Here is a 24,261-nt window from a genome sequence, read left to right as displayed (position 1 = left end):
CACGGGCCGTTTCGGCTTGTCAAGGCAGAGAGCATGAGGGCGGAGTCCGAAAGCCGCTGCGACGGCACGCTACTCCGCCGCTTCCGCGCCCGGCGCCGCCAGCATCTCCCGCCATTCGCGGTAGGCCGCCAGCGCCGAGCCGTCGTCGAGCAGCGCCTTGGCGATGTACACGCCCTCCTCCAGCGAGCCGGCGCGGCCCGCCAGCTGCAGCCGCAGCGCGGCGTTGAGCTGCACCGCCCCGGCATGGGCGACCGTGCCCTCGCCGGCGAGCACCGCTTCGGCCGCCGCCAGCTGCTGCTCCGCCGTCCAGTCGCGCTCCTCGTCCTCCAGCTCGAGGCCGAGCGCTTCCGGATCGATCACCTGCAGGCGCGCTTCTCCGTTCTCCACGACATACATGCGCGTCGGACGGCCCGCATGCACGTCCTCCGAGCCCTCGGCGCCCTGGATGACCAGCGAGCGCCCGTAGCCGAGCCCCGTCAGCAGGCGCGCGATCCGCTCCAGCACGGTGTTGTGGTAGACGCCGAACACGAGATGCGGCGAGCCTCCGTAGTCGAGCAGCTTCTCCGCCGTGTTGAGCACCGTCCGCAGGCCGAGCTGCTCGCGGATCGGGCGCAGCCGCGCGAGCGGCGGGCACCAGCTCTCCGCCGGGACGTAGAGCACGCCCGTGCGGCGGGCGGCCGCCTGCAGCGCGGCGCGCGGCAGCCGGTCCGGGCGCAGGCCCGCCGCTTCCAGCAGGGAGTGCAGGGTGATGCCCCATTTGGGAGGAAGCGGTGCGGCGCCGTGCAGCGTCGCTGGCAATCCGCCCGCCGCCAGCACGAACGCCGTCGGGAACGTCGCCATGAACGAGCGCTTGCGCCCGTCGTACGGTCCGGCCAGGTCGACGCCTCCCTGCTGTCCGTCCCGCTCCGCGTAGGAGCGGCACACCCGGACGAACGCCTCGATCTCCTCCACGCTCTCCATCTTGATCCGCTCCGCGATCAGGAACGCGCCGACCTGAGCCGGCGTCGCGCTCCCGCCGAGGATCGCCTCCGCCGCCCTCGCCGCATCCTCGTAGCCGAGATCCTTGGCCCCCCGCTTGCCTCGTCCCACTTCCTTGAGCAGCTCGATCATGGGCGCCTCGCCCCCTTCTTCGTGTTGTCCTGCAGCAGCTGGTACACCTTGACGATCGAGGTGGCGACGTCGACCATGCGCCGCCGCTCCTCCATCGCCTGCGAGCGCAGCAGCTCGTACGCCTCGGCCTCGCTCAGGCCGCGCGTCTCCGCCAGGATGCCCTTGGCCATGTCGATCCACTTGCGCTCCTCCAGCCGGGCCATGAGCCGCTTGCGCTCCTCTTCCCATTGCCGCCGCTCCATGCAGGCCTTGCCGGCCAGCTGCAGCGCCCAGTGCACCTCGCCCGCGCTCATGCCGGGAGTGAGCAGGCCGTCGAGCCGCACGTCGTCCTCGCAAGCCGCCGCCGAGCGGCCCATCGCCTCGGCGCTGCACCACCAGAGCAGCGGCACCGGCCGCCCTCCGGCCAGCGCGCCGCGCCAGCCGCCCACCTCCGGCAGGGGCATGTGCAGCACGGCCGCATCCGCCTCCGGCAGCACCGTCTCCGCCTGCTGCGCCGTCGCCGCGCGCAGCACGGCATAGCCGCATGCGCGCAGCAGCGCCTCCGGCTTCGGCCCGGCCTCTGCCGCTCCCGCTGCCGGCCCCGCTCCGCGTTCCCTCGGAGCGATCAGGACGATCGCGCGCATGGACATCCGCTCCTTTCCGCTTCCTGAATCATCGAATCGTTCTGTGTAAATTTTTATAACACAATCCTTTTCGGATTGTCGATAGATGCGCCTGAAATTCATTGAAAAGAAAAAGATCCGGAATTTATGTAAGCTATATTGACACAAACGCGGTCGTGACGTATAGTTGCTCTAACCCAATTCAATTGCAGTTCCGGATACAACGGCGTATCCATCCTACGGCAACGAAGCCTGCAGGAATCCCGGCCGACGGCGCTTTTCTCCGTCCATTCCGGCTTTCCCGCAGGCTTTTTCTGTCTTCATCCGATTCCCGGCGGCGCAGGCCGCCGATCCGAAAGGAGCTTTCACGATGACCATCCCCAAGAAGCTTGTCCTCGTCGGCAACGGCATGGCCGGCATCCGCTGCATCGAGCATCTGCTGAAGCTGGCGCCGGACGCCTACTCGATCACGGTCTTCGGCGCGGAGCCGCATCCGAACTACAACCGCATCCAGCTCAGCACCGTGCTCGCGGACGGCGGAGCGGGACTGCAGGATATCGTGCTCAACGATTGGAGCTGGTACGAGGACAACGGCATCACGCTTCACGCCGGGCATCCCGTCGCCTCCATCGATACCGCCATGCGCACGGTCACGTCGGATCAAGGCGTCAGCGCCTCCTATGACGTGCTGCTGCTGGCGACCGGGTCGCGGGCCTATCTCCTCCCGGTGCCCGGCGCCGACAAGGAAGGCGTCATCGGGTTCCGCGACATCCGCGACTGCGAAACGATGCTGGAGGCTTCCCGGACCTACCGCCGGGCGGCCGTCATCGGCGGCGGCCTGCTCGGGCTGGAGGCCGCCCGCGGCCTGCTCAACCTCGGCATGGACGTCACGGTCGTGCACAACTCCGCCCTGCTCATGAACCGCCAGCTGGACCCGGCGGCCAGCCTGATGCTGCAGCAGGAGCTGGAGCAGCAAGGCATGAAGTTCCGGCTGAACGCCCAGACGGCGGAGATCACCGGCCGGAAGCGCGCCTCCGGGCTGAAATTCCGGGACGGAAGCCGTCTGGACGCCGACCTCGTCGTCATGGCCGTCGGCATCGTGCCGAACGCGGAGCTGGCCGCCGCAGCGGGCATCGCGACGCGGCGCGGCGTCATCGTCGGCGACGAGCTGGCGACGAGCGCGCCCGGCGTCTACGCCCTCGGCGAGTGCGCCGAGCACGACGGCATCGCTTATGGCCTCGTCGCACCGCTCTACGAGCAGGGCGCCGTGCTCGCCAAGCATTTGGCCGGCGTGCCGACGGAGGGCTACAAGGGGTCGGTCACGTCGACCAAGCTGAAGGTTTCGGGCGTGGATGTCTTTTCGGCGGGAGACTACATGGGCGGGGAAGGCTCCCGGTCCCTGCGCTGGCAGGACGAGGTGGACGGCGTCTACAAGAAGCTCGTCGTGCGCGGCGACCGGCTGGAAGGCGCGGTGCTGTTCGGCGACACCTCGGACGGAGCGATGCTGTTCAACCTGATCAAGAGCGGCGAGCCGATCGCCGGACGCGAGAAGGAGCTCCTGCTCGGCTTCGCTCCGGGCTCCGGCGGCGCGACCGCCGCCTCGCCGCTGGAGCGGCTCGCCGCGATGCCGGACGACGAGATCGTCTGCGGCTGCAACGGCGTCAGCAAGGAGGCGGTCGTCCAGGCCATCGTCTCCGGCGGCTGCACGAGCCTCGGCGCCATCAAGGCGTGCACGAAGGCGTCCGCCTCCTGCGGCGGCTGCAAGCCGCTCGTCGAGGGGCTGCTGGAGCTGACCGCCGGCGACGCCGTCGTCCAGGTCAAGGAGGGCATCTGCGGCTGCACCGCGCTCGGCCGCGAGGAGATCGTCGAGGCCATCTCCTCGATGGGCCTCTCCGGCGTGAGGGAGACGATGCACGTGCTCGGCTGGAGCCAGCCCGAGGGCTGCTCCAAGTGCCGGCCCGCGCTCAACTACTACCTGGGCATGCTGCAGCCCGGCTCGCATCGCGACGAGAAGGAATCCCGCTTCGCGAACGAGCGCTACCACGCCAACATCCAGAAGGACGGCACGTTCTCCGTCGTGCCCCGGATCTACGGCGGCGTGACGAGTCCCGCCGAGCTGAAGCATATCGCGGACGTGGCCGAGCGCTTCCGGGTGCCGCTCGTCAAGTTCACCGGCGGCCAGCGGCTCGACCTGCTCGGCGTGCGCAAGGAGGATCTGCCCCGCATGTGGGAGGAGCTCGGCATGGCGTCGGGCAGCGCGTACGGCAAAGCTCTGCGCACCGTCAAGACCTGCGTCGGCGACACGTTCTGCCGCTTCGGCACGCAGGACGCGATGGGCATGGGGATCCGGCTGGAAAAAGCCTACGAGCGCATCAGCACGCCCGCCAAGTTCAAGATGGCCGTATCCGGCTGCCCGCGCAACTGCGCCGAGGCGACGATCAAGGACTTCGGCGTCGTCGCGATCGACGGCGGCTGGGAGCTGCATGCGGGCGGCAACGGCGGCGTCAAGGTGCGGGCCACCGACCTGATCGGCGTCGTGCGCACGGAAGAGGAAGTGATGGAGTGGTCCGGCGCTTTCCTTCAATACTATCGGGAAACGGCGTCATGGGGCGAGCGGACCGCCCACTGGGTCGAGCGCGTCGGGATCGGCTCCATTCGGGAGGCGCTGGCCTCTGCGGAGGAGCGGATCGCCTTGAACGAGCGCCTGCAGGAGGCTCTCGCCACGCTTGAGGACCCCTGGAAGGAGATCGTCGGCGATCCGGAGCTGCGCAAAAATTTCGAGCCGCTCGCGGCCGCGGGGAGGGAACAGGCATGAGCAGGCACCGGGTAGGCCAGGCCGGGCAGATCGACGCGCTCGGCTCGCGCATCGCCGTCGTCGGCGGCGAGGAGATCGCGCTGTTCAAGCTGACGGACGGCGAGGTGCTCGCCGTGGAGAACCGCTGCCCGCACAAGGGCGGCAAGCTGTCGGAGGGCATGGTGTGCGGCTCTGCCGTGCACTGCCCGCTCCATGATTGGAAGATCGACCTGCGCACCGGGCAGGCGCAGGCGCCCGACGAGGGCTCCGTGCGCACCTACGCGGCGGACGTCGATGCGGACGGCAGCGTCTGGGTCGAGACGGCGGAGCGTCCGGACGCCGCCTCCGCGCTGGAGGCCGCCCGCGGCGCGGGGACCGCTCCCGCCTCCGCCTCAGGGCGAGAGGGCCGGCCATGAAGCCGGGCCTCGTCTCGATCGTCGGAGCCGGCCCGGGCGATCCCGAGCTGATCGCCGTCAAGGCGCTGCGCCGCCTGCAGCAGGCGGACGTCATCCTGTACGACCGGCTCGTCAGTCCGCAGCTGCTGGAGGAGGCCTCCTCCTCCTCGCGGCGCATCTATTGCGGCAAGGCGCCCGGCCGCCACGCCATGAGCCAGGAGCAGATCAACGCCCTGCTCGTGCGCTTCGCCTCGCAGGGGCTGGCCGTCGTGCGGCTCAAGGGCGGCGATCCGCTCGTCTTCGGACGCGGCGGCGAGGAGGCGCTCGAGCTGGCGCGGCACGGCATCCCGTGGGAGCTCGTGCCCGGCGTCACCTCCGCCTCCGGCGCCGCCGCGGCCGAGGGCATCCCGCTCACCCACCGCGGCGTCAGCGCCTCCTTCGCCTGCGTCTCCGGAACGAGGGCGAGCGCGGATTCCCCGGAGCCGCGCTGGGATCTGCTCGCGCATGGCGTCGACACGCTGGTCGTCTACATGGGCATCTCCCGGCTGGAAGCGATCGCAGCGGAGCTGCTCCGCCACGGCAAGCCGGCCGGCACCCCGGCCGCGATCGTAGAGCGCGCCACGACGGCCGGCAGCCGGACGCTCGTCGGCACGCTCGCCGGGCTGCCCGCCCTGGCCGCATCGGCAGGAGCCGCCAATCCGGCGCTGATCGTCATCGGCGAGGTCGTGCTCATCCGCGAGCGCCTGCAGGCGCTCTCCGCCCAGCTCGAATCCACCGCCGGCTAGCCCTTCCGCCGCGCCGCCACGCAAAAAAGCAGCCCGTAGCCAGCATCGAAGCCGGCTACGGGCTGCTTTCTTCTTTTCGCAGGCTTGCTCCTGAAGCTCTGCTAGCGAGCTTTGCTCGTCAAGCTCTGCTCCTCAAGCTTTGCTCAAGCTTTGTTCCTCAAGCTTTGCTCCTCAGCCTTTCTTCTTGGGCGCTTCCTTGCCTGCCGCGTCGAGCTCCTTGCCCTTGCCGTCGATCAGCTTGAGCTGGTCGTTCTCGTAGCCGACCTTGTACGTCACCTCGAAGTTGCGCTTGGAGCTCGCGCCGTCCTGTCCATGCTCCTCGGCCTCGATGACCGCCTTGACGGTCGCGCTGCGCTCGCCGTTCCTGGTCACGTTCAGGCTCTTGATGACGACATTCTTCGTCGGCAGGTAGCCTTTGCGGAAGTCCTCGTACGGGTCCTGCGCCTTCCAGCTGTAGCCGAGCAGCGAATAGGCGTACAGGTAGTCGCCGTTGCTCAGGCTTTCGTAAAAGCGGGACACGAGGTAGCCGGCGTAGTCCGTAATGGTCTTCCGGCCGGCCGCCGTGCCCGCTTCATCGTCCGAGACGCCGGGCAGCTCCTCCATCGAGCTGTTCGACCAGCCCTCGGCGAGGCCGAGCACGTCCGCGATCGGGATGCTGAAGCCGATCTCTCCGTCCTGCATCTCCGCCGAGTTCATGCCGAGCACCGCCCCGGTGCGCTGGTCGACGAGCGGACCGCCGCTGTTGCCGGGCGCGATCGACGCCGAGATCTGGTACAGATTGCGGTACACATACGGCTTCATCGCGAAGTTGCGTCCGAGGCCGCTGACGATGCCGGTCGTCACCGTGCTCTGCAGGCCGAGCGGACTGCCGACCGCGAGCACCGGATCGCCGACCTCGACCCGCCCGGCGCGCTCCAGCTTGAGCGGCTGGGAGCCGGACAGCTCCGGCACGCGCACGACGGCGACGTCGAGCTCGGATCCGATGCCGATCACTTCGCCGACCAGCTCCCTGGCGTCGGAGGCGATCACCCTCACCGTGCGCGAGCCGGCCACGACATGCGCGTTCGTCAGCAGGTCGCCGCGGTCGTTGTACAGGAAGCCCGAGCCGAGGCCGCTGTCGCTCTGGATCGTGAACACCTTTTTCTGCGTGTTGAAAATGACTTCCTTCAAAGCGCTGGCGCTGCCCGCCCCTCCGCTCGGGAGGACGGCCAGCAGCGGCTCCGCGCCGGCCCGCCGGGGCAGGTCGAGGTGGATCGCGAGCGAAGCCGCTCCGCCCCCCAGCAGCAGCAGGGCGCTAAGGGCCGCCGGCCAGCTTCTCTTCCAATTCATACGGTTCCCTCTTTCCGGCGGCTACTCAATGTACCACGTCGCCTTGGTGATGACGGCGGTCAGCTCGCCCGGCGGCATCGTCCGCACCCCGCGGAAGGATGCCCGGCCCCCCGGCTCGATCGACACGTCCGGCTCCGTGCGGGCGGTGACCGTGCCGACGCTGCGGCCTTCGGCATCGAGCAGCTTGTATTCGAGCTGCACGGAATGGATGCCGCGCGTCGCCTTGCTCTCGACCTCGCCGGTCACGACGGCCCGTCCTTCTCCATCCCGGCCGACCTTGACGCTGCGCACCGCGACGGCGGCGGTGCGGTTGCGCAGCTGCTCGTCGTACGCGATCTGCCGGGCCGCCGCCAGGCGCTGCTGCTCCTGCCGCTCGTAGTTCTCCCGCTCGCGTCCGATCCGCGCCTCCAGCTCCTTGAGCGGCTCGACCGCGCCGGCATGCTCCCTCGCCTCCGCCACGGCCGCGAGCGCCGCGGAGTAGTCGCGCGCGCGCAGCAGCGCCTCGGCCTTGGCCGCGCCGGTCTCGACGATGAGGTCGAGGATGCGCTGCCGCAGCTGGGCCGCGCCGGCATCCTGCAGGCCGCGCAGGCGCTGCAAGCGATCCGCGAGCTCGGCCACGCTGTCCAGTCCGTCCAGCTCCTGCGATACCTGCTTGACGGCGAGGCGCGCCGCCTCGTCCCCGATGCGGCCGCGAACGGGATCGAACACCCGCTCCTGGCGGTTCGCCATCGCAGCCTGCACCTGCCGCAGCTCGCCTTCGGCCTGCTCCAGGCGGCCGCCCTCCAGCAGCCTCGCCGCTTCCTTGACCTGGTCGTCGAGCCGCCGCGCCTGCCGCGCGATGTCGAGATCGCGCAGCAGGCCCGCTCCATCCGGCCGCACCTGCGCGGCGCGCTCCAGGAGCTGCTCCGCTTGCGGATAGCGGCCGGCGAGCGCCTCCCGCGAAGCCTGCTGCTGCCACGCCTCGGCCCGATCGTTGAGGCGCAGCTCGCGGGCGAGCACGCCCGCGATGCCCGCGCAGCCGATCAGCAGCGCGAGCGCAGGCGGCAGCCACTGCCTGCGCGTGCGCCGCAGCGCCATCCGCCAGCCGGCGGCAGGACGCTCCGCCTGCGCGTAGGCGGGCCGCGACGGATCGGCGGGAGCATGCTCCGCCTGATCCAGCCGCTCGTCCTCGCGCATGCGCTCCATCAGCTCGCGCGCGTCCGGGGCCGCCCCGGACGGAGCGGTCCCGATTTCCTGGATCTGCTCCAGCCATTCGACCCGCTCGCGGCGCCGCACGAGCAGGGCCGCCGTATGCAGCGGCTTGCCGCAGCGGCTGCAGAAGCTGGCCTCGTCGTCCAGCGTCTTGAAGCCGCAATAAGGGCATGCGGTGCGGATGCCGCCCGATTCCCGTTTCGTCGATTCCGGTCCACTGCTCATTGCTTCATGCCTCCGCCATCGCTTCCATTCGCCCCCCTCCTCGGAGGTTCGGGGCGTCTTGCGTTCATACGCCGATTCCCGGCGTTTGTTTCCCATCCTGCCCGATTCGAACGATCATCCCGGCCGAAAAGCCTTCCGCTCATGAAAAAAAGCCATCCGCAAAGGAAGGGATGGCTTGGCGGGGCGCCGTCCGTCCCGGACATCAGGTCCCGGCCGGCTCCGGATGCAGCTTGCTCCGCATGTATTCGCGCACGGCGTCGGCCAGATCGTCCCGCTCGAGCGCCATGTCGATCGTCGCCTGCACGAAGCCGAGCTTGTCGCCGACATCGTGGCGGCGGCCCTGGAACTTGTAGGCGTGCATCGGCAGCACGGAATTCAGCTTCTGCAGGCTGTCCGTCAACTGGATCTCGCCGCCCTTGCCGGGCTCGGCGCGCTCCAGCAGGCGGAACACGGCCGGATCGAGCACGTACCGGCCGACGACCGCCCAGTTGGACGGCGCTTCGCCGGGAGCCGGCTTCTCGACCAGGTTGCGGATGCGGGGGAACAGGCCGTCGCCTTCCAGATCGACGATGCCGTATTTATGCGTCTGCTCCCACGGCACTTCCATGACCGAGATGACCGAGGAGCCGGTCTCGCGGTAGTAGTTCATCATTTCGCCCAGGCAAGGCTGCTTCGAGCGCAGGATGTCGTCGCCGAGCAGCACCGCGAACGGCTCGCTGCCGATGAAGCTGCGCGCGCACAGCACCGCATGGCCGAGGCCGAGCGGCTCGCGCTGGCGCACGTAGACGATGTCGGCCAGCTTGGAGATGCCGCGGACGAGCTCCAGCATCTCCTCGTTGCCCCGCTCCTCCAGCTCGGCCTCCAGCTCCACGGATTTGTCGAAGTGATCCTCGATCGCCCGCTTGTTGCGCCCGCTCACGATCATGATGCTCTCGATGCCGGAGGCGACCGCTTCCTCGACAATGTATTGGATCGCCGGCTTGTCGATCAGCGGCATCATTTCCTTCGGCTGCGCCTTGGTCGCCGGAAGGAAGCGCGTGCCCAGCCCGCCGGCTGGAATAATGGCTTTGCGGATATGCGTCAAGATTGAACCACTCCTTAAGGATGTAAGATCGGACATGAGGCTGCAGGTCCCCCGGCGGATCGCGCCGGGACGGACGCGGGGCGGTCAGGGCTGGGCCTGGTTCGCCGCTTGTTCCATAAGTTTACCAACTGTTGAAGGATCGCGCCAGCGGAGGTTATGATGGCAGCGATGCCTGACGGTGAAAAATCCACGAAAGAATAGGAGCGAGGCCCATGCTTGTCACCGAAACGCTGCGCACGCTGCGGCGCGATGAGATGATCGACATTACCCGGCAAGTCCAGTCCCATGTCCAGGCAGCCGGCATTCAGAGCGGGGAAGTCCTGGTATACTGTCCCCATACGACCGCTGGATTAACCATCCAGGAGAACGCCGACCCGGACGTGAAGCACGACATCCTGCTGCGCCTGGACGAGGTCTATCCGTGGGAGCATCCGCGCTACCGCCATGCCGAGGGCAACACGGCCGCCCATCTGAAGGCGCTGACGACGGGCACGAGCCAGCTCGTTCCGATCGAGGGCGGACGCCTCGCGCTCGGACGCTGGCAAGGCATCTACTTCTGCGAGTTCGACGGCTCCCGCTCGCGCGAGTACCGCATCCGCATCACCGGCGACCGCTAGCTCGCAGGCTGTCGGGGACGGCACGGCGAACAGCCGAGCCTCACGCTGCCGAAGGCATCGGGCAGCCGGCGCTGACGCTGCGCCTGACGCTGGCGGCATGCCGACCCCTTCCGGGACAGCCTCCTGCCGGACGCCTAAGGACTTGGTCCTGCATCGCAGGCGACTCCTGAAAAGCTTATAAGCCCTTTTGCGGCCTTTGCCGCAAGCCGGGCGACTCCTCAGACGCTTAGACGGGACTTCGTCCCGTCTTTTCAACGTCTAGACGGTTAGTTCCGCCGCTAAGCTTTTCACGAGTCGCAAGCAACTTGTCTTGTCCAAAAGCAACCTTCTACCGGTTTGAGGAGTCGTTGGCAGCTCATCGACCGGCGCTCCTGCCCGACACGTCCCACGAAGGTACTCCGGACCCCTTCATCGCATCCATCCACGCTTCAATCCTCCCTCGACCCGCTATTCCCCCGATATCCTTACTAAAGAGGATGCAAAAAAAGACCCGATCGGGTCTTTTTGCGGCCGGATCCGCAGCACGCTAGCCGGCTTGGACCGCGCGGCAACGCCGCCTCCTTGCCGATTATCCGGTTGGACCGCGCGGCAACGCCGCCTCCTTGCCGATCATCCGCTTGGACCGCGCGGCAACGCCGCCACCTTGCCGATTAGCCGGCTGAATGCGCGGCCGCGGAGCAGCCGGCCGCGCTCGCGCACCAGGGCGTGCTTGCCTCGCGTGCACGGGCTTTACGCCGTTCCGCGCGCCGCGGCCCTGCGCCCATCAGGTCCGCCGAGCCTTTCAGCGCACGCGCGATTCGGTCAGATGGAACTGGCCGACCATGCCCTCCAGCTGGCCCGTGATCGCCTCGGCCTCGCCGGCGGTCGCCTGCACCTGGGCCATGCCCCGCTGCAGCTCCTGCATCTGCCGCTCCGCCTCGGCGCTGATGCGGCGGTTGTGCTGGCTCACCTCCGCGATGCTCTCCATGAGCCGCGCGACCTCGCCGGCGACCTCGCCCTTGCGGCCGTCCCCTGCGGCGGCGGCCATGAGCATGGCGCCTGCCGCCTCGGCCAGCTGCCGCCCGGTCTCGACGGCGCGGCTGCCCTCGTCCATCGACATCGTCGCCCGCTCCGCCTCGCCGTGGATGCCCTCGATGATGGCGCGCACATGCTCGGTCGACTGCCGCGTCAGCTCCGACAGCTTGCGGATCTCGCCGGCGACGACCGCGAAGCCGCGGCCGCTCTCGCCCGCGCGTGCCGCCTCGATCGAGGCGTTCAGCGCCAGCAGGTGCGTCTGCGCCGAAATCTGCTCGATCGCCCCGAGCACCTCGCCGACCTGCCGGACCGCCTGCACGAGTCCGCCCAGCGTCTGCCCGGACTGCTCCATGCGGTCGGAGATCGCGTTCATCGCTTCCCCGATGCGCTCCACCTCGCCGCGCGCCACGCCGAGCTCGCGGCTCGCCTGCTCCTCGAGCTCCCGCAGCTGCTCCCGCATCTGCCGCGCCGAAGCTTTGGCGCCATCGATGTCGTTCAGCTGGGAGGCCGTGCCTGCGATCATCTGGCCCATCGCTCCGCTGACCCGCTCCGTCCGCTCGGCCAGCTCGGCCGCCTTGCGGCTCAGGTCGCCCTGGCTGAGCCGGACGTCGCCGGAGGCGGTCCGCACGCGCAGCATGATGCCCTCGAGCGAGTCGATCATGTTGTTGATCCACTTGGCCAGCTCGCGCGTCTCGTCTGCGGCGAACGTCTCGGTGCGCAGCCGCTGGGTCAGGTCGCCCCCGCCCTCGGCGTTGAGCCGGATGAAGCGGGCGAGCGCCCCGAGGCGCTCCGCCGTCCGCCGCGTCAGCCGGCGGCGGGCCGCCAGCGATCCGGCGATGCCGAGCCCGGCGTAGGCCGCGACGGCCGCGCCCGCCAGCGCGGGCGGACCGGCGTCCAGTCCGAGCAGCACGGCCATGAGCAGCGCGAACAGCGCCGTTCCGGCCAGCAGCGTCAGCGCCGAGCTGCGTCGATGCTGCCAGTCGATGCTTCGGATCCGGTACACCTCCTCCAGGTCGCCTTCGCACATCATTCCCCACAGATCGGGGTGATGCGGCAGGCGGAACGTGACTCCTTTGCCGATGACGGGGATATGCCGATAGTCCGAATAGCCCGGAAATTCGACGAACAGGTTGGAGCCGCTGCGGATCGTATTCGCCACGCCGGGATGCAGCTCGCCCGTCGCCGGATCGGTGAACCGCAGCTCCAGCTCGGTATGCTCCTGGATGCGGACGACGCCGTACTCGGTGCGCACCCCGTCCTTGAGGTTGTCTCCGCGCGTGAACGTCCGATCCTCGAAGCGGCTGCGCGACAGCGCCGTGCCCGGCTCGATCGAGCGGTCGATCTCCGGCTTGGCCATGAACAGGTAGTTGTCGCCCGAATCGGGGTACACATGTCCCGACTCCCGCTGGATCAGGTCGCCGAGCACATCCCCCGGCACGCGCCCGCAAAGCGCCCCGACCCAGCGGCCCTCCTCCAGCACCGGCTCGATGAACAGCAGCGTGATGCGGTCGTGGAAGCTCGACGAGCGCGGCCCGGCCTCGAGCGTCCGCTCGTCCCGGTAAGGTCCGTACAGGCAGCGCCCTCCGATGCGCTTCGCATAGGCAAGCCCCGGTCCAGGACCTTCCGCGTGTCCTTCAGCATATGCAGTCCCGCTGTGCCGCGGTAAAGTCGATGCCGTCACGATTCCCTCCCGGTCGAGGAAGAACAGCTCGGTGAAATCCCCCGCGCGGCTGTACGCCGCTTGCAGCGAAGCCTCTCCGCCTCCGCTCGCCAGCAGCCCCTCGGCGCCGCCTTCTCCCGCTTCCTGCTGCAGCCGCTCGCGCAGCCGCCTCATATGGCCCCAGTACTCCTCCGCCCAATCCTGCAGCAGCGCCGCCCGCGTCGCCGCGATTCCTTCGAAGATCTCCTTGACGTCCTCCGTCCGGCCGCGGTTCAGCCGGCAGGATATCCACAGCGGCAGCCCCGTTCGAAAGCCGAGCCAGTCAAACATGGCGTTTTCCCCCTCTTGTCCTATCTGTCTCTTGATCGGATTGATTACGTTATCGGTCCGACGGGGCCTCGTCGAGAGGGAGGAGGTCCGTCTCTTCGAAAAGAATAACCGCCCGCTCGCCACGATGCGCGAGTTCCTGGCCGCTGCGACGCCGGATGCGTTCGCATCCGGCTGAGCTTCCGCCATTCCCGTCCCCATCGCATCGAAGGCCAAAAAGGGCTGCCTTCGAGAAGCCGGTCCGAAACCGGCCTGCTCGAAAGCAGCCCTTCCTTGCGTCCTACCTTCCCTCCGCCTCCGGCAGCCCTCGGACCGCGGCCAGGATGAAGGCCGTCAAATGCTCGGCGATCTCCTCGGCCGACATCCGCTCCACCTCCGGCACGCCGTTCATGTCGATCATGCTCGTGTGGGCGAGCAGCGCGCCCATGACGAACAGCTGCGTCGTATCGAGCGAGCGGAAGCGGAAGCGGCCCTCCGCCCGGCCGCGCTCGAGGCACTCGCGCAGGCGGACCTGAAGGAGCGACTTGTGCGATTGGATGATCTGGCGGCGCGGGGACCGCAGCGCCATCTCCTGCTGGATGATCGAGATGAGCTCGGGCTCGCGGCGGCGGAACAGCGTCATCTCCCGGATGATGACCTTCAGATCGGCCTCGGGATCGGGGCCGGGCTTCAGCGACTTGATGTCCCGATCGGGAAAATATTCGTTGAAGATCGCGGCGAAGACGCCGTCCTTGCCGCCGAAATGGTAGGAGACGAGCGCCACGTTGGCGCAAGCCTCCTCGCAGATCTGGCGGATCGTCGTCTTTTCGAAGCCGTGCTTCGCGAACAGCTTCTTGGCGGCCCGCAGCATGCGGACGCGCACGTCTACCTTGCTCATAAGCCGCCTCCTGTCTGTCCGTGCCCGATCAGCGGACCGACGGCTCCGGCTGGGGCGACGGCTGCGAAGCCGCGCGCTGAGCCGGGGCTCCCGCCTTCTTGAGCGCGATCGAGCCGATGCTGACGAGCAGAGCCGCGGCGCCGGTCAGCGCCAGCGCGAGCACGTCCGGACCGGCCGAAGGACCGCCGAACAGCAGGTTCATCATGCCGTCGACCGCGCGCGTCGCCGGCAGCCACTCGCCGATGCCGTGGTAGAACGGCGGCAGCAGCTCGCGCGGCAGCATCGCGCCGGAGCTCACCAGCTGCACCGACATCAGGATGATGTTGAGGAACATGCCGGCCATGCCGAGCACCTGCAGCACCATCTGGGACACGAGCATGAAGCTGAGCAGGAGGAGCAGCATGAACAGCCAGACGCTCAGGAAGCCGCTCTCCATCTGGCCGCCCAGGGCGGCCAGCAAGCCTGCCGAGACGAGCGAGACGACAAAGGCGATGACGACCGTCAGCGACGCCTGCACGCCGAACCGCTGCCACTTCGTCGTCGAGCGGGCGACGGCCATGCCCGACTGGAAGAAGTTCAGCGCCATGATCATCGCTCCGACCCACGACGCCAGCACGAGCATCATCGGCACCATCTGGTTGTTCATGCCGTCTACGACGTGCATGGACTCCAGCTGCGCCTCGACCCGCTGCGCCAGGCTGCCCGCAGCGGCTGCCGCCGCTTCCTGCGGCATGCCTTGCGCGGCCAGCGCGCCTTGGATGCCCTGCCCCGCGGCGCGAGCATTGGCCTCGGCCGTGATCTGCGCCGCGACCGAGCTCATGACGTTCTTGATCATGACCGGGTTGGACTCGTTGAGCAGGTAATGCAGCGAAGCCTTGCCGGCCGGATCCGACACGCTGGCCGTGAAGTCCGCCGGAATATGCACGACCATCTGCACCTCGCGCTCGTCGAGCTCCGTCTTCGCCGCCGCCAGGCTGTCCGCCTGCTCCATGCGGAACGGCAGCTGCTTCACGAGCTGCTGCGCCAGCTGGTCGCCCGCCTGGCGGTCCTCGCTCACGACGGCGATCGCCAGCTGGCCGATCCGGTCGTTCACGCCGCTATAGCCCGTCATCCAGATGATCGAGAACACCACTTGCATGAGCAGCGCCGTGGCGATGCCCGCTTTTGTCGTCGGCCTTTGCAGGAAGGCCCGGAAAGCTTGATTCATTCCTCTATCCCCTATCGCATGGATTTAAACAATTGTTTTAAACAACAGTTTAAACTATACGAGGGATTATTTTGGCTGTCAAACTCTTTTTTATGAAGCGTTTTCTTGCCGGCGAATCGCCTCGGAGGACGCCGTCATGCCGAAAAGCCGTCCGCGGATGCCCGCGAACGGCTCTTGAAGACGGCTCCGCCGCTTCCGGCTTCGCTACATGACGAACTTGGCCGGCCGCTTGGTGTAGCGGTTGGCGTAGCTGGAGGCGCAGTACGCCTCCGGCTTGACGCGCGGTACATAGCTTCCGATCGTCTCCACGCGGGCGATCATTTCCTGCACGTACAGCGCCGTCGGGTTGACGCACGGCTCCGTGCCGGCGTCGATGTCGATGAAGGTGCGCAGCCCCGCGCCTTGGTAGACATGCGGCAGCAGCAACTCCTCCATGCGGGGGATGACCGACAGCTCCTCCAGATGGGCGGCCATTTCCTGCGACAGCGACGTCTCCAGCGCCAGCTTTTCCCGAATGGATCCCAGCTCCCTGCCGAGCACGTAAGGCCGGTAGCACGCCCACGCTCCGCGGCCCAGCCGGTGCAGCACCAGGCCGGTAATGAACTTCGTGTGGCTCGGATGGACCTGGCAGTCCGTCCCGATCGCGAAATGGTAGCTCGCCCGCGGATCCTCCGCGACAAAGCGCAGCAGGCGGTCGGCTACGTCCGCGACCGTGAGATGCTGCTCCTTGACGTTGTGGAACCGCAGCCGGTTGGCCCGGTCATGCGCCTCCGGCTTCCGTTTGGCTTTCGTCACCCAGCTTTCACCGCCCTCGCTGCTCGTAGATGCCTCGCTTCCTCTCGACCAGCTTATGCGGGCGCGGGGACGGCTATGAACGAGGGCTCGGCGATGGCGGACGAACAGGCGGCACGGACAGCCGGAGGCGGCGAGGCGCGAAAGGCATCGGATCCGCCCTGCGGCATGCGGCCGGAATGGAGCTAGCGGCGCAGCTTCACCTGCAGCGAGCCCGCCGGCTCGCCGTTCCAGAGCGCGGTCAGCGTCTCCCCGTCGAGCAGCGCGGCCACGCCGGCCGGCGTGCCGGTATAGATGACGTCGCCGCGGCGCAGCCCGTAGCGGGAGCCGATATGCTCCGCCAGCACGTCCGGCGGGAAGATCATGTCGGCGGCGTTGCCGAGCTGCGCGACCTCCGCGCCCCGCAGCAGGGAGAAGTCGGCGTTGTTCAGTCCGGCAAGTCCCGGATACGTCAGCCACGGCCCGAGCGGCGAAGAGCCGAGGAAGCCTTTGGCCGCGAGCCAGGGATGGCCCTTTTCCTTGAGCCGGCTCTGCACGTCGCGCAGCGTCAGGTCGAGCCCGAGCGCCATCGCGTCGAACAGCTCGTCCGCCGGCAGGCCCGGCTCCCAGTCGCGGCCGGCGCGCAGCACGATCTCGAGCTCGAAATGCACCTCGCCTTCCGCTCCAGGCAGCTCCACCTCGCGCCCGTCCATCGGGACGAGCGAGTGGGTCGGCTTGGTGAACACCATCGGCGATTTCGGCACCTCGTTGCCGAGCTCCAGGGCATGCAGGCGGTAGTTGCGGCCGATGCAGTAGATGTTGCGGATCGACTCCTGGCTGTAGTCTTGCAGGGGTGAAGTCATCATGGCGGGTCAGCTCCTCGGCTTCGTTTTTTGGGCTTCGATCTGCTCGGACAGCTCGTTCAGGTATGTCCAGCGCTCCATCAGCTCCTCGAGGCGCGCCTCGAGCTCCGCCTGCTCGGCCATCAGCCGCTGCAGGCGCACGGAGTCGCTGCCGCTCTCGCCCATGCCTTCGTGCACGCGGGCGAGCTTGGCCTCGGCCTCCTCGATCCAGCCGTCGATCGCTTCGAAATCCTTCTGCTCCTGGTAGGACATGCGCAGCTTGGGCTCCCGGCGGGACGCGCCGGCCGCGGCGTCCGCCGCCTCTCCGGACGGCTGCGCGGAGCCGCCTGACGGACGGTCCCCTCCGGCTGCGGCTGGAGCGCCGTTCCTCCCGGCTGCCGCTCCCGATCCGCTACGTCCGCCCGCGCCGGCCTGCTCCGGCTCGGCGGGGCTTCTTTTGCCGCGGCTCTCCTCGTACTCCGAGTAGTTGCCCGTATGCTCCACGATCGTCCCGCCGCCCTCGAAGGCGAAGATGCGCTCGACCGTGCGGTCGAGGAAGTAGCGGTCATGGGAGACGACGAGCACGACGCCCGGGAAGTCCTCGAGGTAGTCCTCCAGCACGCCGAGCGTGGCGATGTCCAGGTCGTTGGTCGGCTCGTCGAGCAGCAGCACGTTCGGCGCTCCGCTCAGGATGCGCAGCAGCTGCAGGCGGCGCTTCTCGCCGCCCGACAGCTTGGCGATCGGCGACCACTGCATCGCCGGCGGGAACAGGAACCGCTCCAGCAGCTGGCCCGCCGAGATCGTCGTGCCGTCGGCCGTGCGCACCTGCTCGGCCTGCTCGCGGATGTACTCGATGACGCGCATCGACTCGTCCATCTCCTCATGCTCCTGGGAAAAGTACCCGATCCGTACCGTCGGTCCGAGCGACACCTCGCCGGCATCCGGCTGCAGGCGGCCGCCGATCAGCTTCAGCAGCGTCGATTTTCCGCTGCCGTTGCGCCCGATGATGCCGACGCGGTCCTCCGGCACGGCGATGTAGCTGAAGTCCTCGATCAGCGTGCGGTCGCCGTAGCGCTTCGCTACGCCGTCCAGCTCGACGATCTTGCGGCCGAGCCGCGACGAGGCGACGGACAGGTCGAGCTTGCCGGACGCCTTGTCCGGCCCGGACGCCTTCAGCGCCTCGAAGCGCTCGATGCGCGCCTTCTGCTTGGTGGAGCGGGCCTTCGCCCCGCGCCGGATCCAGGCCAGCTCATTGCGGAGCAGGTTCTGCCGCTTGGCCTCGCTCGAGGCCTCGCGCTCCTCGCGCTCGAGCTTGAGCTCGAGGAAGCGGCTGTAGTTGGCCGTGTAGAAATACGCGCGCCCCCGGTCGAGCTCGACGACCCGGTTGCTCACCCGGTCGAGGAAGTAGCGGTCATGCGTCACCATGAGCAGCGCGCCGCGCCGCTTCTGAAGCATGCCTTCCAGCCAGGCGACCGACTCGTTGTCGATATGGTTGGTCGGCTCGTCGAGGATGAGCACGTCCGACGGCGACAGCAGCGCCGCCGCCATCGCCGCGCGCTTGCGCTGGCCTCCGGACAGCGTGCCGAGCCGGGCTTCGGGATCCCGCAGCCCGAGCTTCGACAGCGCGGTGCGGGCGTCGCTCTCCAGCTGCCAGGCGTCCAGCTCGTCCATCGCCGCGCCGGCCCGCAGCAGCCGCTCTTGCAGCGAGGCGTCGGAGCTGCTGCGCTCCAGCGCCTCCAGCGCCGCCGCATGCTCCCGCACGGCGCGCAGCTGCGGCGTGTCGCCGCCGAGCACATGCTCCAGCACCGTCTCCTCCGGATCGAACTCGGGATTCTGGAGCAGCATGCGGACGCTCACGCGCGGCGGGATGACGACCTTGCCGGAGTCGGCCGGCTCGATGCCGGCGATCGCCTTGAGGAACGTCGACTTGCCGGTGCCGTTCACGCCGATGATGCCGATCTTGTCGCCGTCGGAGATGCCGAAGCTGACGTCCTCGAACAGCTTCTTCTCTCCGTATGTCTTGGTCAGATGCTCGATGGATAACAGATGCATAGCAGGCCTCTTTCCTTCCTTGATCCGTTTCCGGCCGCGCGGCGGCCGGACGCTCGTCCTCCCATCATACCACAGGCGGCCAAGTCCGGTGCAGAGGCGCCGCCGCCGCTCCCTTTTGCAGGCCGCCGCCAAGCGTGGTGCACGATGGAGCATTCCGGCGGCATCGTCCCGGCCAGGCTTCGGAGGGAATGCGGCGAGACCGAAAGCCTCATGACGTGAAGGATTCGCGCCGCAAAAAGCTCGCCCCGCGAGTCCTTCGCGGGGCGAGCTTTTTGCGGCGGATGCGTCCGATGCCGCAGGCATCCTGAGGCCGGCCTGCCGTTGCAGCGCCTCAGCGAAGCGCCGGCTCGGCTGATCCGGCCGGCAGCCTGCGGGCGCTCCGGCTGTGCGGGATGCACATCGGAGTGCCGTGGAGCGGATCCGGCATGATGTCGCACGTGAGGCCGAACACTTCCGCGATCATGGCGGAACTGACCACGTCCCGCGGAGCTCCTTGCGCGTAGACCGCTCCGCCCTTGATCGCGACGATATGGTCGGCGTAGCGGCAGGCCAGGTTGATGTCATGCAGGACCATCACGACCGTGCGCCGCTCGGAAGCGTTGAGCTCGTCGAGCAGGTCCAGCACCTCGATCTGATGGGTCAGATCGAGATAGGTCGTCGGCTCGTCGAGCAGGATGACGCCGGTCTGCTGAGCGAGCGTCATCGCGATCCAGGCCCGCTGGCGCTGGCCGCCGGACAGCGCGTCGACGCTGCGCTCGCCCAGCTCCGACATGCCCGTCGCCTTCAGCGCCTTCATGACCGCCTCCTCGTCCTCCCGCGACCATTGCTGCAGCCAGCTCTGGTAGGGATAGCGGCCCTGCTTGACGAGCTGGAGCACGCTCAGCCCCTCCGGCGCCTGCGGCCCTTGCGGCAGGATGGCCAGCTTGCGGGCGACCTCCTTGGTCGTCATCCGGGAGATGTCGCTCCCGTCGATGACGACCGAGCCCTGCTGCGGCTTCAGCAGCCGGGCCATGGAGCGCAGCAGCGTCGACTTGCCGCAGCCGTTGCTGCCGATGAACACCGTCACCTTGCCCTCCGGAATCGTCAGATCCAGGCCTTCGAAAATATTCGCGCCTCCATAGGAGAGCGACAGTCCTTTTGCCTCCAGCATCCCCATCGTTCCGTGCCCCCTGCCTGTCATGAATTGCGGTGCCGATACAGCATGTATAGGAAGAACGGCGCGCCGATCGCAGCCGTGAAGACGCCCGCCGGAATGTCGAGCGGCGGGAACGCCGTGCGCGCGGCCAGATCGGCGGCCAGGAGGAGGATGCCTCCGATCAGCGCGCTCGCCGGCAGCAGGCCGCCGAACGACGAGCCGACGAGCCGGCGCGCCATATGGGGAGCCATCAGCCCGATGAAGCTGATGGCGCCGCCGATGGCGATGGCCGCTCCCGCCAGAGCCACGCTCAGCAGCAGCAGCACCAGGCGGCCTCGCTGCACTTGCGCTCCGGCGCTGCCGGCCACCTCGTCGCCGAGCGCCTGGATGTTCACATGCCGGGCTTGGAGCCAGGCCAGCGGCAGCAGGACCGCGACCCAGGGCAGCAGCGCGTAGACGTCCTTTTCCCAAGAGACGCCGTAGATGCTTCCCGTCATGAACGTCAGCGACTTGACCGACAGGATGAGCGGCCCGGAGATGATCAGCATGTAGGAGACGGACTTGAACGCGGCCGACAGTCCCGTGCCGATCAGCACGAGCCTCAGCGGCGATACCCCTCCTCTCCAGGACAGGACATACAGCAGTCCCGTGACCGCAAAGGCGCCTGCGATGGCCGAGATCGGCATCCAGGAAACGGAGACGGAGTCTCCGAGCAGGAACAGGAACAGCACGGCGCCCAGCGAGGCTCCCTCCGTGATGCCCGTCACGTCGGGCGAGGCCAGCGGATTGCGCACCAGCCCCTGCAGGATCGCGCCCGCCACCGCCAGCGATGCCCCTACGAGCACCGCGATGACGATGCGCGGCAGGCGCAGCTTGTTCACGATGACCTCATGCGCGGCGGCGCCCTTGCCCGCTATGGAGCGGATGACCTCCAGAGGCGACAGGTAGAGGCTGCCGACGCCCGTGCTCACGACCATCAGCACCGCGCACAGGAGGGCGAGTAGGGCAAGGATTCCGATCGTCCTGCGCTCGACCAGAAAGGACATCCGCGGACGGCTCACTCGCACCGAACGGTATCGGCTCATCGGCTCACCCTCCCCGAACGTGCGATATAGACGAAGAACGGAACGCCGATGACCGCGGTCATGACGCCGACGGGCACTTCCTTCGGCATGGCGATGTACCGCGAGCCCAGGTCGGCCGTAACGAGCAGCAGGGCGCCGATGACGGCGCAGTAAGGAATGATCCAGCGGTAGTCGCTGCCTGCGATGCGGCGGACGATATGCGGGACGATGATGCCGACGAATGCCACCGGTCCGGCCGCCGCCACCGATGCTCCGGCGAGCAGGATGACGGACAGGGCGGCCGCCCCTTTCATCCAGGCCGTATTCTGCCCGAGGCTGCTGGCGATGTCGTCTCCCATCGAGAGCACGCCCAGATGGCGGGACAGGAGGAGCGCCAGCAGCATTCCGGCCCCCATGTACGGCAGCACGGCGGTCAGCGAGTCCAGCTCCCGTCCCGCGACCGAGCCGACCAGCCAGACGAGCACCTGATCGAACATCTTGCCGCTGGAGAGCATGTACCCCTGCGTCACGGAGGCGAAGAATGCGGCCATGGAAGCGCCGGCCAGCGTGATCTTCACCGGCGTCATGCCGTCCTTGCCGACGCTGCCCAGGACGAAGACGATCAAGCCGCTGACGGCGGCTCCGGCCAGAGCCATCCCTGTCTGGGCTTGCATGCTCTCAAGGCCGAGCAGCCCGGCGCCGAGCACGGCGAAAAAAGCCGCTCCCGCGTTCACGCCGAAGGTGCTTGGCGACGCGATCGGATTGCGCGTGATGACCTGCATGAGCGCTCCGGCTACGGCGAGGCTGGCCCCGACGGCGGCCGCGATCAGTGCCCGCGGAACCCTCGCCGTGCGGATGATGAGGTCCTCCTGCGTTCCGCTGTAGCGCGTGAAGGAATCGATGACATGGTCCAGCGGGATGTCCGCCGTGCCGAAGGCGATGCTGCATAGGACCGCGAAGGCCAGCAGCGCCATAAACAGAATGATGCCCGCAACTCTCATGTCCGCCTGCTTTCTCGTTCGCTTGGAACTTGTCTGTTGCCCTGCTGCCCGAGCTCCCGAATCCGGCCCGCATGCCGGGTTCAATCCGATCTAGAAGCCTGAGGGCAGCAGAATGCTAGGGAAAAGTGTAGAAGAAGAACCACCTGCTGTCAACGATCATGATAATCATTCTCAAAATTCGATTGACAGAGCCTCCCTTCTTCTCTATCATTGCTATCTGTACTGATAACGGTTATCAATCAAAATCGAAGGGGATCATGAAATGAAAAAACGCCTACTCATTCTTATGGGCTGCGTCCTGCTGATCGGCCTGCTGGCCGCTTGCGGCAGCAATAACGGCAGCAACGGCAGCACGAACGGCGCCGCGAATACGAATGCGAATGCCGAAGCGGAAGCCGGCGCGGGCGCCGAGCGCGTCGTCAAGCATGCGCTCGGCGAGACGACGATCAAAGGCACGCCGCAAAAGGTCGTCGTCCTGACCAACGAAGGCACCGAAGCCGTGCTCGCTCTCGGCGTGAAGCCCGTCGGAGCCGTCAAGTCGTGGACGGGGAATCCGTGGTACGCCCACATCGCGGACAAGATGGAAGGCGTCACGGTGCTCGGCGAGGAAAGCCAGCCCAACATCGAGCTGATCGCCGGCCTGGAGCCGGACCTCATCATCGCCAACAAGATGCGCCACGAGAAGATCTACGAGCAGCTGAGCGCGATCGCGCCTACGGTTGAAGCCGAGGATCTGCGCGGCTACTGGAAGAAGAACTTCGCCCTCTACGCCGAGGCGCTGAACAAGAAGGACGAGGGCGACAAGCTGATCGCCGACTTCGACGCCCGCATCGAGGACTTCAAGGGAAAAGCCGGCGACAAGCTCAACGAGACCGTCTCCATGGTGCGCTTCATGGCCGGCAAGACGCGCGTCTATCATACGGATACGTTCTCCGGCATCATCTTCGACCAGATCGGCATCGCCCGCAACGAGATGACGAAGACGAGCAAGGAGACCTTCGTCGATGAGATCACCAAGGAGCGCCTGCCCGAGGTCGAAGCCGACCGCCTCTTCTACTTCACCTACGACACCGGGGACGGAAAGGGCAGCGCGACGGAGCAGGAATGGACGAGCGATCCCCTGTGGAAAAGCCTGAAGGTCGTCAGCGAAGGCCAAGCCAAGCGTGTCGACGACGCCGTCTGGAACACGGCGGGAGGCATTCTGGCCGCCAACCTGATGCTCGACGAGCTGTACCGGATCTACGAGGCATAGGGCCGTTCCCTCCTCCATAGCAACGCAAACAAGCCGTTCCGGGACTGACTCGGGACGGCTTGTTTTGTTATTCAAGGAGTCAGACCGATCGGGAAGATTTAATGCCGTGAAAGACGACCGAGTTGGATTTTTCCGTGGCTGGCCTGAATTCCCAATCTCCATAAGCTTGAATCTGTGAAAATCCGGCCAGGGCCAGTGATTCATGAATTTGTTCTTGCGTTCGGAAAATCAATTCCATTTTCTGATGAATGAGCGTTTCGCCTGTACGTGCATGTTTAACCGTTTCATAAAAAACATAGACGTCTCCCCGGAATCCTTCGTATTCCGTCCAAATCTCGAGCGGTTCGCCGCTCGATGGATCTGTTGCAATGTCGGGGGTCAGATCTTTTTCCCATTGCTCCCACGCTTTTGCCGTTGGATTTCGCGCATCGAACATAAAGTGTCCACCCGGCTTCAAGGCTGCGTATGCATCCGAAACAACGCGCTGCCAGCTGCAGTCTGTAAGAAATACTTGCGCCACATTCGCTGTCATGACGACAGCGTCAAAGTGATTCGGCTGCAGCTGCGAGCTGTCGCCAACGATCCAAAGGATGGAGCGGTCTTTGCTTCTTGCATATTCGATCGCTTCTTCATGGGGATCAATTGCTGTCAGGCGATAGCCGGCTTCCGCAAAATGCGTAGTCAGCCTGCCTGTGCCGCAACCTAAATCAGCCACATGTTCGACATCCGCCTTTTTCAACAAGGCTAAAAAGAAATCATCGTCTTTGCCCCAACGATTGATCTGGTCATATACGAGCGGTATCATGCATGGCTCCTTCCGCAGATGGCGCTGATCTGATGACAGTTGGCCAGGATGCGAAAAAACGGACGCCGATGCTGGTCGACGTCCGTCCTTCATTTCTCTGCCGTTCCGCTTGAAGCCGGTAC

The 24,261-nt window shown here is 67.1% G+C and carries 19 protein-coding genes and 3 pseudogenes; 5 read left to right on the top strand and 17 right to left on the bottom strand.

Translation table 11 applies throughout. The features are described 5' to 3' along the window. Nucleotides 1-69: 69 nt before the first annotated feature. Together H582_RS0111195 and H582_RS0111190 are read right to left on the bottom strand one after the other, a co-directional pair. Nucleotides 70-1,110: an anthranilate phosphoribosyltransferase gene (locus H582_RS0111195; RefSeq protein ID WP_028598604.1), complete on the bottom strand. Its 1,041-nt coding sequence runs from the start codon at nt 1,108-1,110 to the stop codon at nt 70-72. Further along, nucleotides 1,107-1,733 carry an ANTAR domain-containing response regulator gene (locus H582_RS0111190; RefSeq protein WP_028598603.1) on the bottom strand — a complete coding sequence of 209 codons (627 nt, stop codon included), beginning with the start codon at nt 1,731-1,733 and terminating at the stop codon, nt 1,107-1,109. Before H582_RS0111190 ends, H582_RS0111195 begins: the two co-directional genes overlap by 4 nt. A gap of 349 nt (nt 1,734-2,082) precedes the next feature. Here H582_RS0111190 and nirB point away from each other — a divergent pair, with 349 nt between their 5' ends. From nirB to cobA, 3 genes are read left to right on the top strand one after another with little or no spacing between them, the layout of a single operon-like run. Then, nucleotides 2,083-4,527, top strand: coding sequence for a nitrite reductase large subunit NirB (nirB, locus tag H582_RS0111185; RefSeq protein ID WP_028598602.1), 2,445 nt, complete (start codon nt 2,083-2,085; stop codon nt 4,525-4,527). Then, nucleotides 4,524-4,922, top strand: coding sequence for a nitrite reductase small subunit NirD (gene nirD / locus H582_RS0111180; RefSeq protein WP_028598601.1), 399 nt, complete (start codon nt 4,524-4,526; stop codon nt 4,920-4,922). The genes nirB and nirD overlap by 4 nt, the downstream gene beginning before the upstream one ends. Further along, nucleotides 4,919-5,686 carry a uroporphyrinogen-III C-methyltransferase gene (gene cobA, locus H582_RS0111175; protein ID WP_028598600.1) on the top strand — a complete coding sequence of 256 codons (768 nt, stop codon included), beginning with the start codon at nt 4,919-4,921 and terminating at the stop codon, nt 5,684-5,686. The genes nirD and cobA overlap by 4 nt, the downstream gene beginning before the upstream one ends. A 171-nt stretch (nt 5,687-5,857) precedes the next feature. Here the strand turns inward: cobA and H582_RS27040 are convergent, their stop codons facing one another. From H582_RS27040 to galU, 3 genes are all read right to left on the bottom strand, one after another. Next, nucleotides 5,858-7,015, bottom strand: a complete 1,158-nt coding sequence (locus tag H582_RS27040; protein ID WP_043111206.1) for a S1C family serine protease — start codon at nt 7,013-7,015, stop codon at nt 5,858-5,860. Between the two features lie 21 nt (nt 7,016-7,036). Continuing rightward, nucleotides 7,037-8,431 (bottom strand): FxLYD domain-containing protein, encoded by a 1,395-nt coding sequence (locus H582_RS0111165; RefSeq protein ID WP_028598599.1) that lies wholly within the window; start codon nt 8,429-8,431, stop codon nt 7,037-7,039. A gap of 202 nt (nt 8,432-8,633) precedes the next feature. Then, nucleotides 8,634-9,551 carry a UTP--glucose-1-phosphate uridylyltransferase GalU gene (gene galU / locus H582_RS0111160; protein ID WP_052333149.1) on the bottom strand — a complete coding sequence of 306 codons (918 nt, stop codon included), beginning with the start codon at nt 9,549-9,551 and terminating at the stop codon, nt 8,634-8,636. A 176-nt stretch (nt 9,552-9,727) separates the two neighbouring features. On the opposite strand from galU, the gene H582_RS0111155 reads away from it, so the two are divergent. Next, nucleotides 9,728-10,132 carry a secondary thiamine-phosphate synthase enzyme YjbQ gene (locus tag H582_RS0111155; RefSeq protein WP_028598597.1) on the top strand — a complete coding sequence of 135 codons (405 nt, stop codon included), beginning with the start codon at nt 9,728-9,730 and terminating at the stop codon, nt 10,130-10,132. A 781-nt stretch (nt 10,133-10,913) separates the two neighbouring features. Here H582_RS0111155 and H582_RS0111150 read toward each other — a convergent pair. From H582_RS0111150 to H582_RS0111100, 11 genes and pseudogenes are all read right to left on the bottom strand, one after another. Beyond that, nucleotides 10,914-13,136: a methyl-accepting chemotaxis protein gene (locus tag H582_RS0111150; protein WP_028598596.1), complete on the bottom strand. Its 2,223-nt coding sequence runs from the start codon at nt 13,134-13,136 to the stop codon at nt 10,914-10,916. Nucleotides 13,137-13,413: 277 nt separating this feature from the next. Then, a complete protein-coding gene (locus H582_RS0111140; protein ID WP_028598595.1) occupies nt 13,414-14,010 on the bottom strand; it encodes a TetR/AcrR family transcriptional regulator in 597 nt (198 codons plus the stop codon). Nucleotides 14,011-14,038: 28 nt separating this feature from the next. Further along, nucleotides 14,039-15,217: a YhgE/Pip domain-containing protein gene (locus tag H582_RS0111135; protein WP_028598594.1), complete on the bottom strand. Its 1,179-nt coding sequence runs from the start codon at nt 15,215-15,217 to the stop codon at nt 14,039-14,041. Between the two features lie 204 nt (nt 15,218-15,421). Then, complete coding sequence (locus H582_RS0111130) at nt 15,422-16,012, bottom strand: ribonuclease H-like YkuK family protein (RefSeq protein WP_028598593.1); 591 nt, start codon at nt 16,010-16,012, stop codon at nt 15,422-15,424. Nucleotides 16,013-16,194: 182 nt separating this feature from the next. Next, nucleotides 16,195-16,854, bottom strand: coding sequence for a fumarylacetoacetate hydrolase family protein (locus H582_RS0111120; protein ID WP_240478996.1), 660 nt, complete (start codon nt 16,852-16,854; stop codon nt 16,195-16,197). Between the two features lie 6 nt (nt 16,855-16,860). After that, a pseudogene (locus tag H582_RS33350) lies at nt 16,861-17,094 on the bottom strand (ABC transporter C-terminal domain-containing protein); the annotation flags it as partial. Nucleotides 17,095-17,535: 441 nt separating this feature from the next. Next, a pseudogene (locus tag H582_RS33345) lies at nt 17,536-17,850 on the bottom strand (ATP-binding cassette domain-containing protein); the annotation flags it as partial. Between the two features lie 198 nt (nt 17,851-18,048). Then, nucleotides 18,049-18,882: pseudogene (locus tag H582_RS33340) on the bottom strand (ABC-F family ATP-binding cassette domain-containing protein); the annotation flags it as partial. A gap of 331 nt (nt 18,883-19,213) precedes the next feature. Then, nucleotides 19,214-20,038 carry an ABC transporter ATP-binding protein gene (locus H582_RS27035; RefSeq protein ID WP_043111205.1) on the bottom strand — a complete coding sequence of 275 codons (825 nt, stop codon included), beginning with the start codon at nt 20,036-20,038 and terminating at the stop codon, nt 19,214-19,216. A 20-nt stretch (nt 20,039-20,058) separates the two neighbouring features. Continuing rightward, on the bottom strand, nt 20,059-21,102 hold the full coding sequence (locus H582_RS0111105) for a FecCD family ABC transporter permease (RefSeq protein ID WP_028598590.1): 1,044 nt from the start codon (nt 21,100-21,102) through the stop codon (nt 20,059-20,061). Continuing rightward, a complete protein-coding gene (locus H582_RS0111100) occupies nt 21,099-22,082 on the bottom strand; it encodes a FecCD family ABC transporter permease (protein ID WP_028598589.1) in 984 nt (327 codons plus the stop codon). Before H582_RS0111100 ends, H582_RS0111105 begins: the two co-directional genes overlap by 4 nt. A 262-nt stretch (nt 22,083-22,344) precedes the next feature. Here H582_RS0111100 and H582_RS0111095 point away from each other — a divergent pair, with 262 nt between their 5' ends. Continuing rightward, nucleotides 22,345-23,334: an ABC transporter substrate-binding protein gene (locus H582_RS0111095; protein ID WP_028598588.1), complete on the top strand. Its 990-nt coding sequence runs from the start codon at nt 22,345-22,347 to the stop codon at nt 23,332-23,334. A 79-nt stretch (nt 23,335-23,413) separates the two neighbouring features. On the opposite strand, the gene H582_RS0111090 is transcribed toward H582_RS0111095, so the two are convergent. After that, nucleotides 23,414-24,139 carry a class I SAM-dependent methyltransferase gene (locus H582_RS0111090; protein ID WP_028598587.1) on the bottom strand — a complete coding sequence of 242 codons (726 nt, stop codon included), beginning with the start codon at nt 24,137-24,139 and terminating at the stop codon, nt 23,414-23,416. Between the last annotated feature and the right edge of the window lie 122 nt (nt 24,140-24,261).

The organism is Paenibacillus pasadenensis DSM 19293 (assembly GCF_000422485.1).
Classification (GTDB): domain Bacteria; phylum Bacillota; class Bacilli; order Paenibacillales; family Paenibacillaceae; genus Paenibacillus_O; species Paenibacillus_O pasadenensis.
This window is presented reverse-complemented; position numbering and strand designations above follow the sequence as displayed.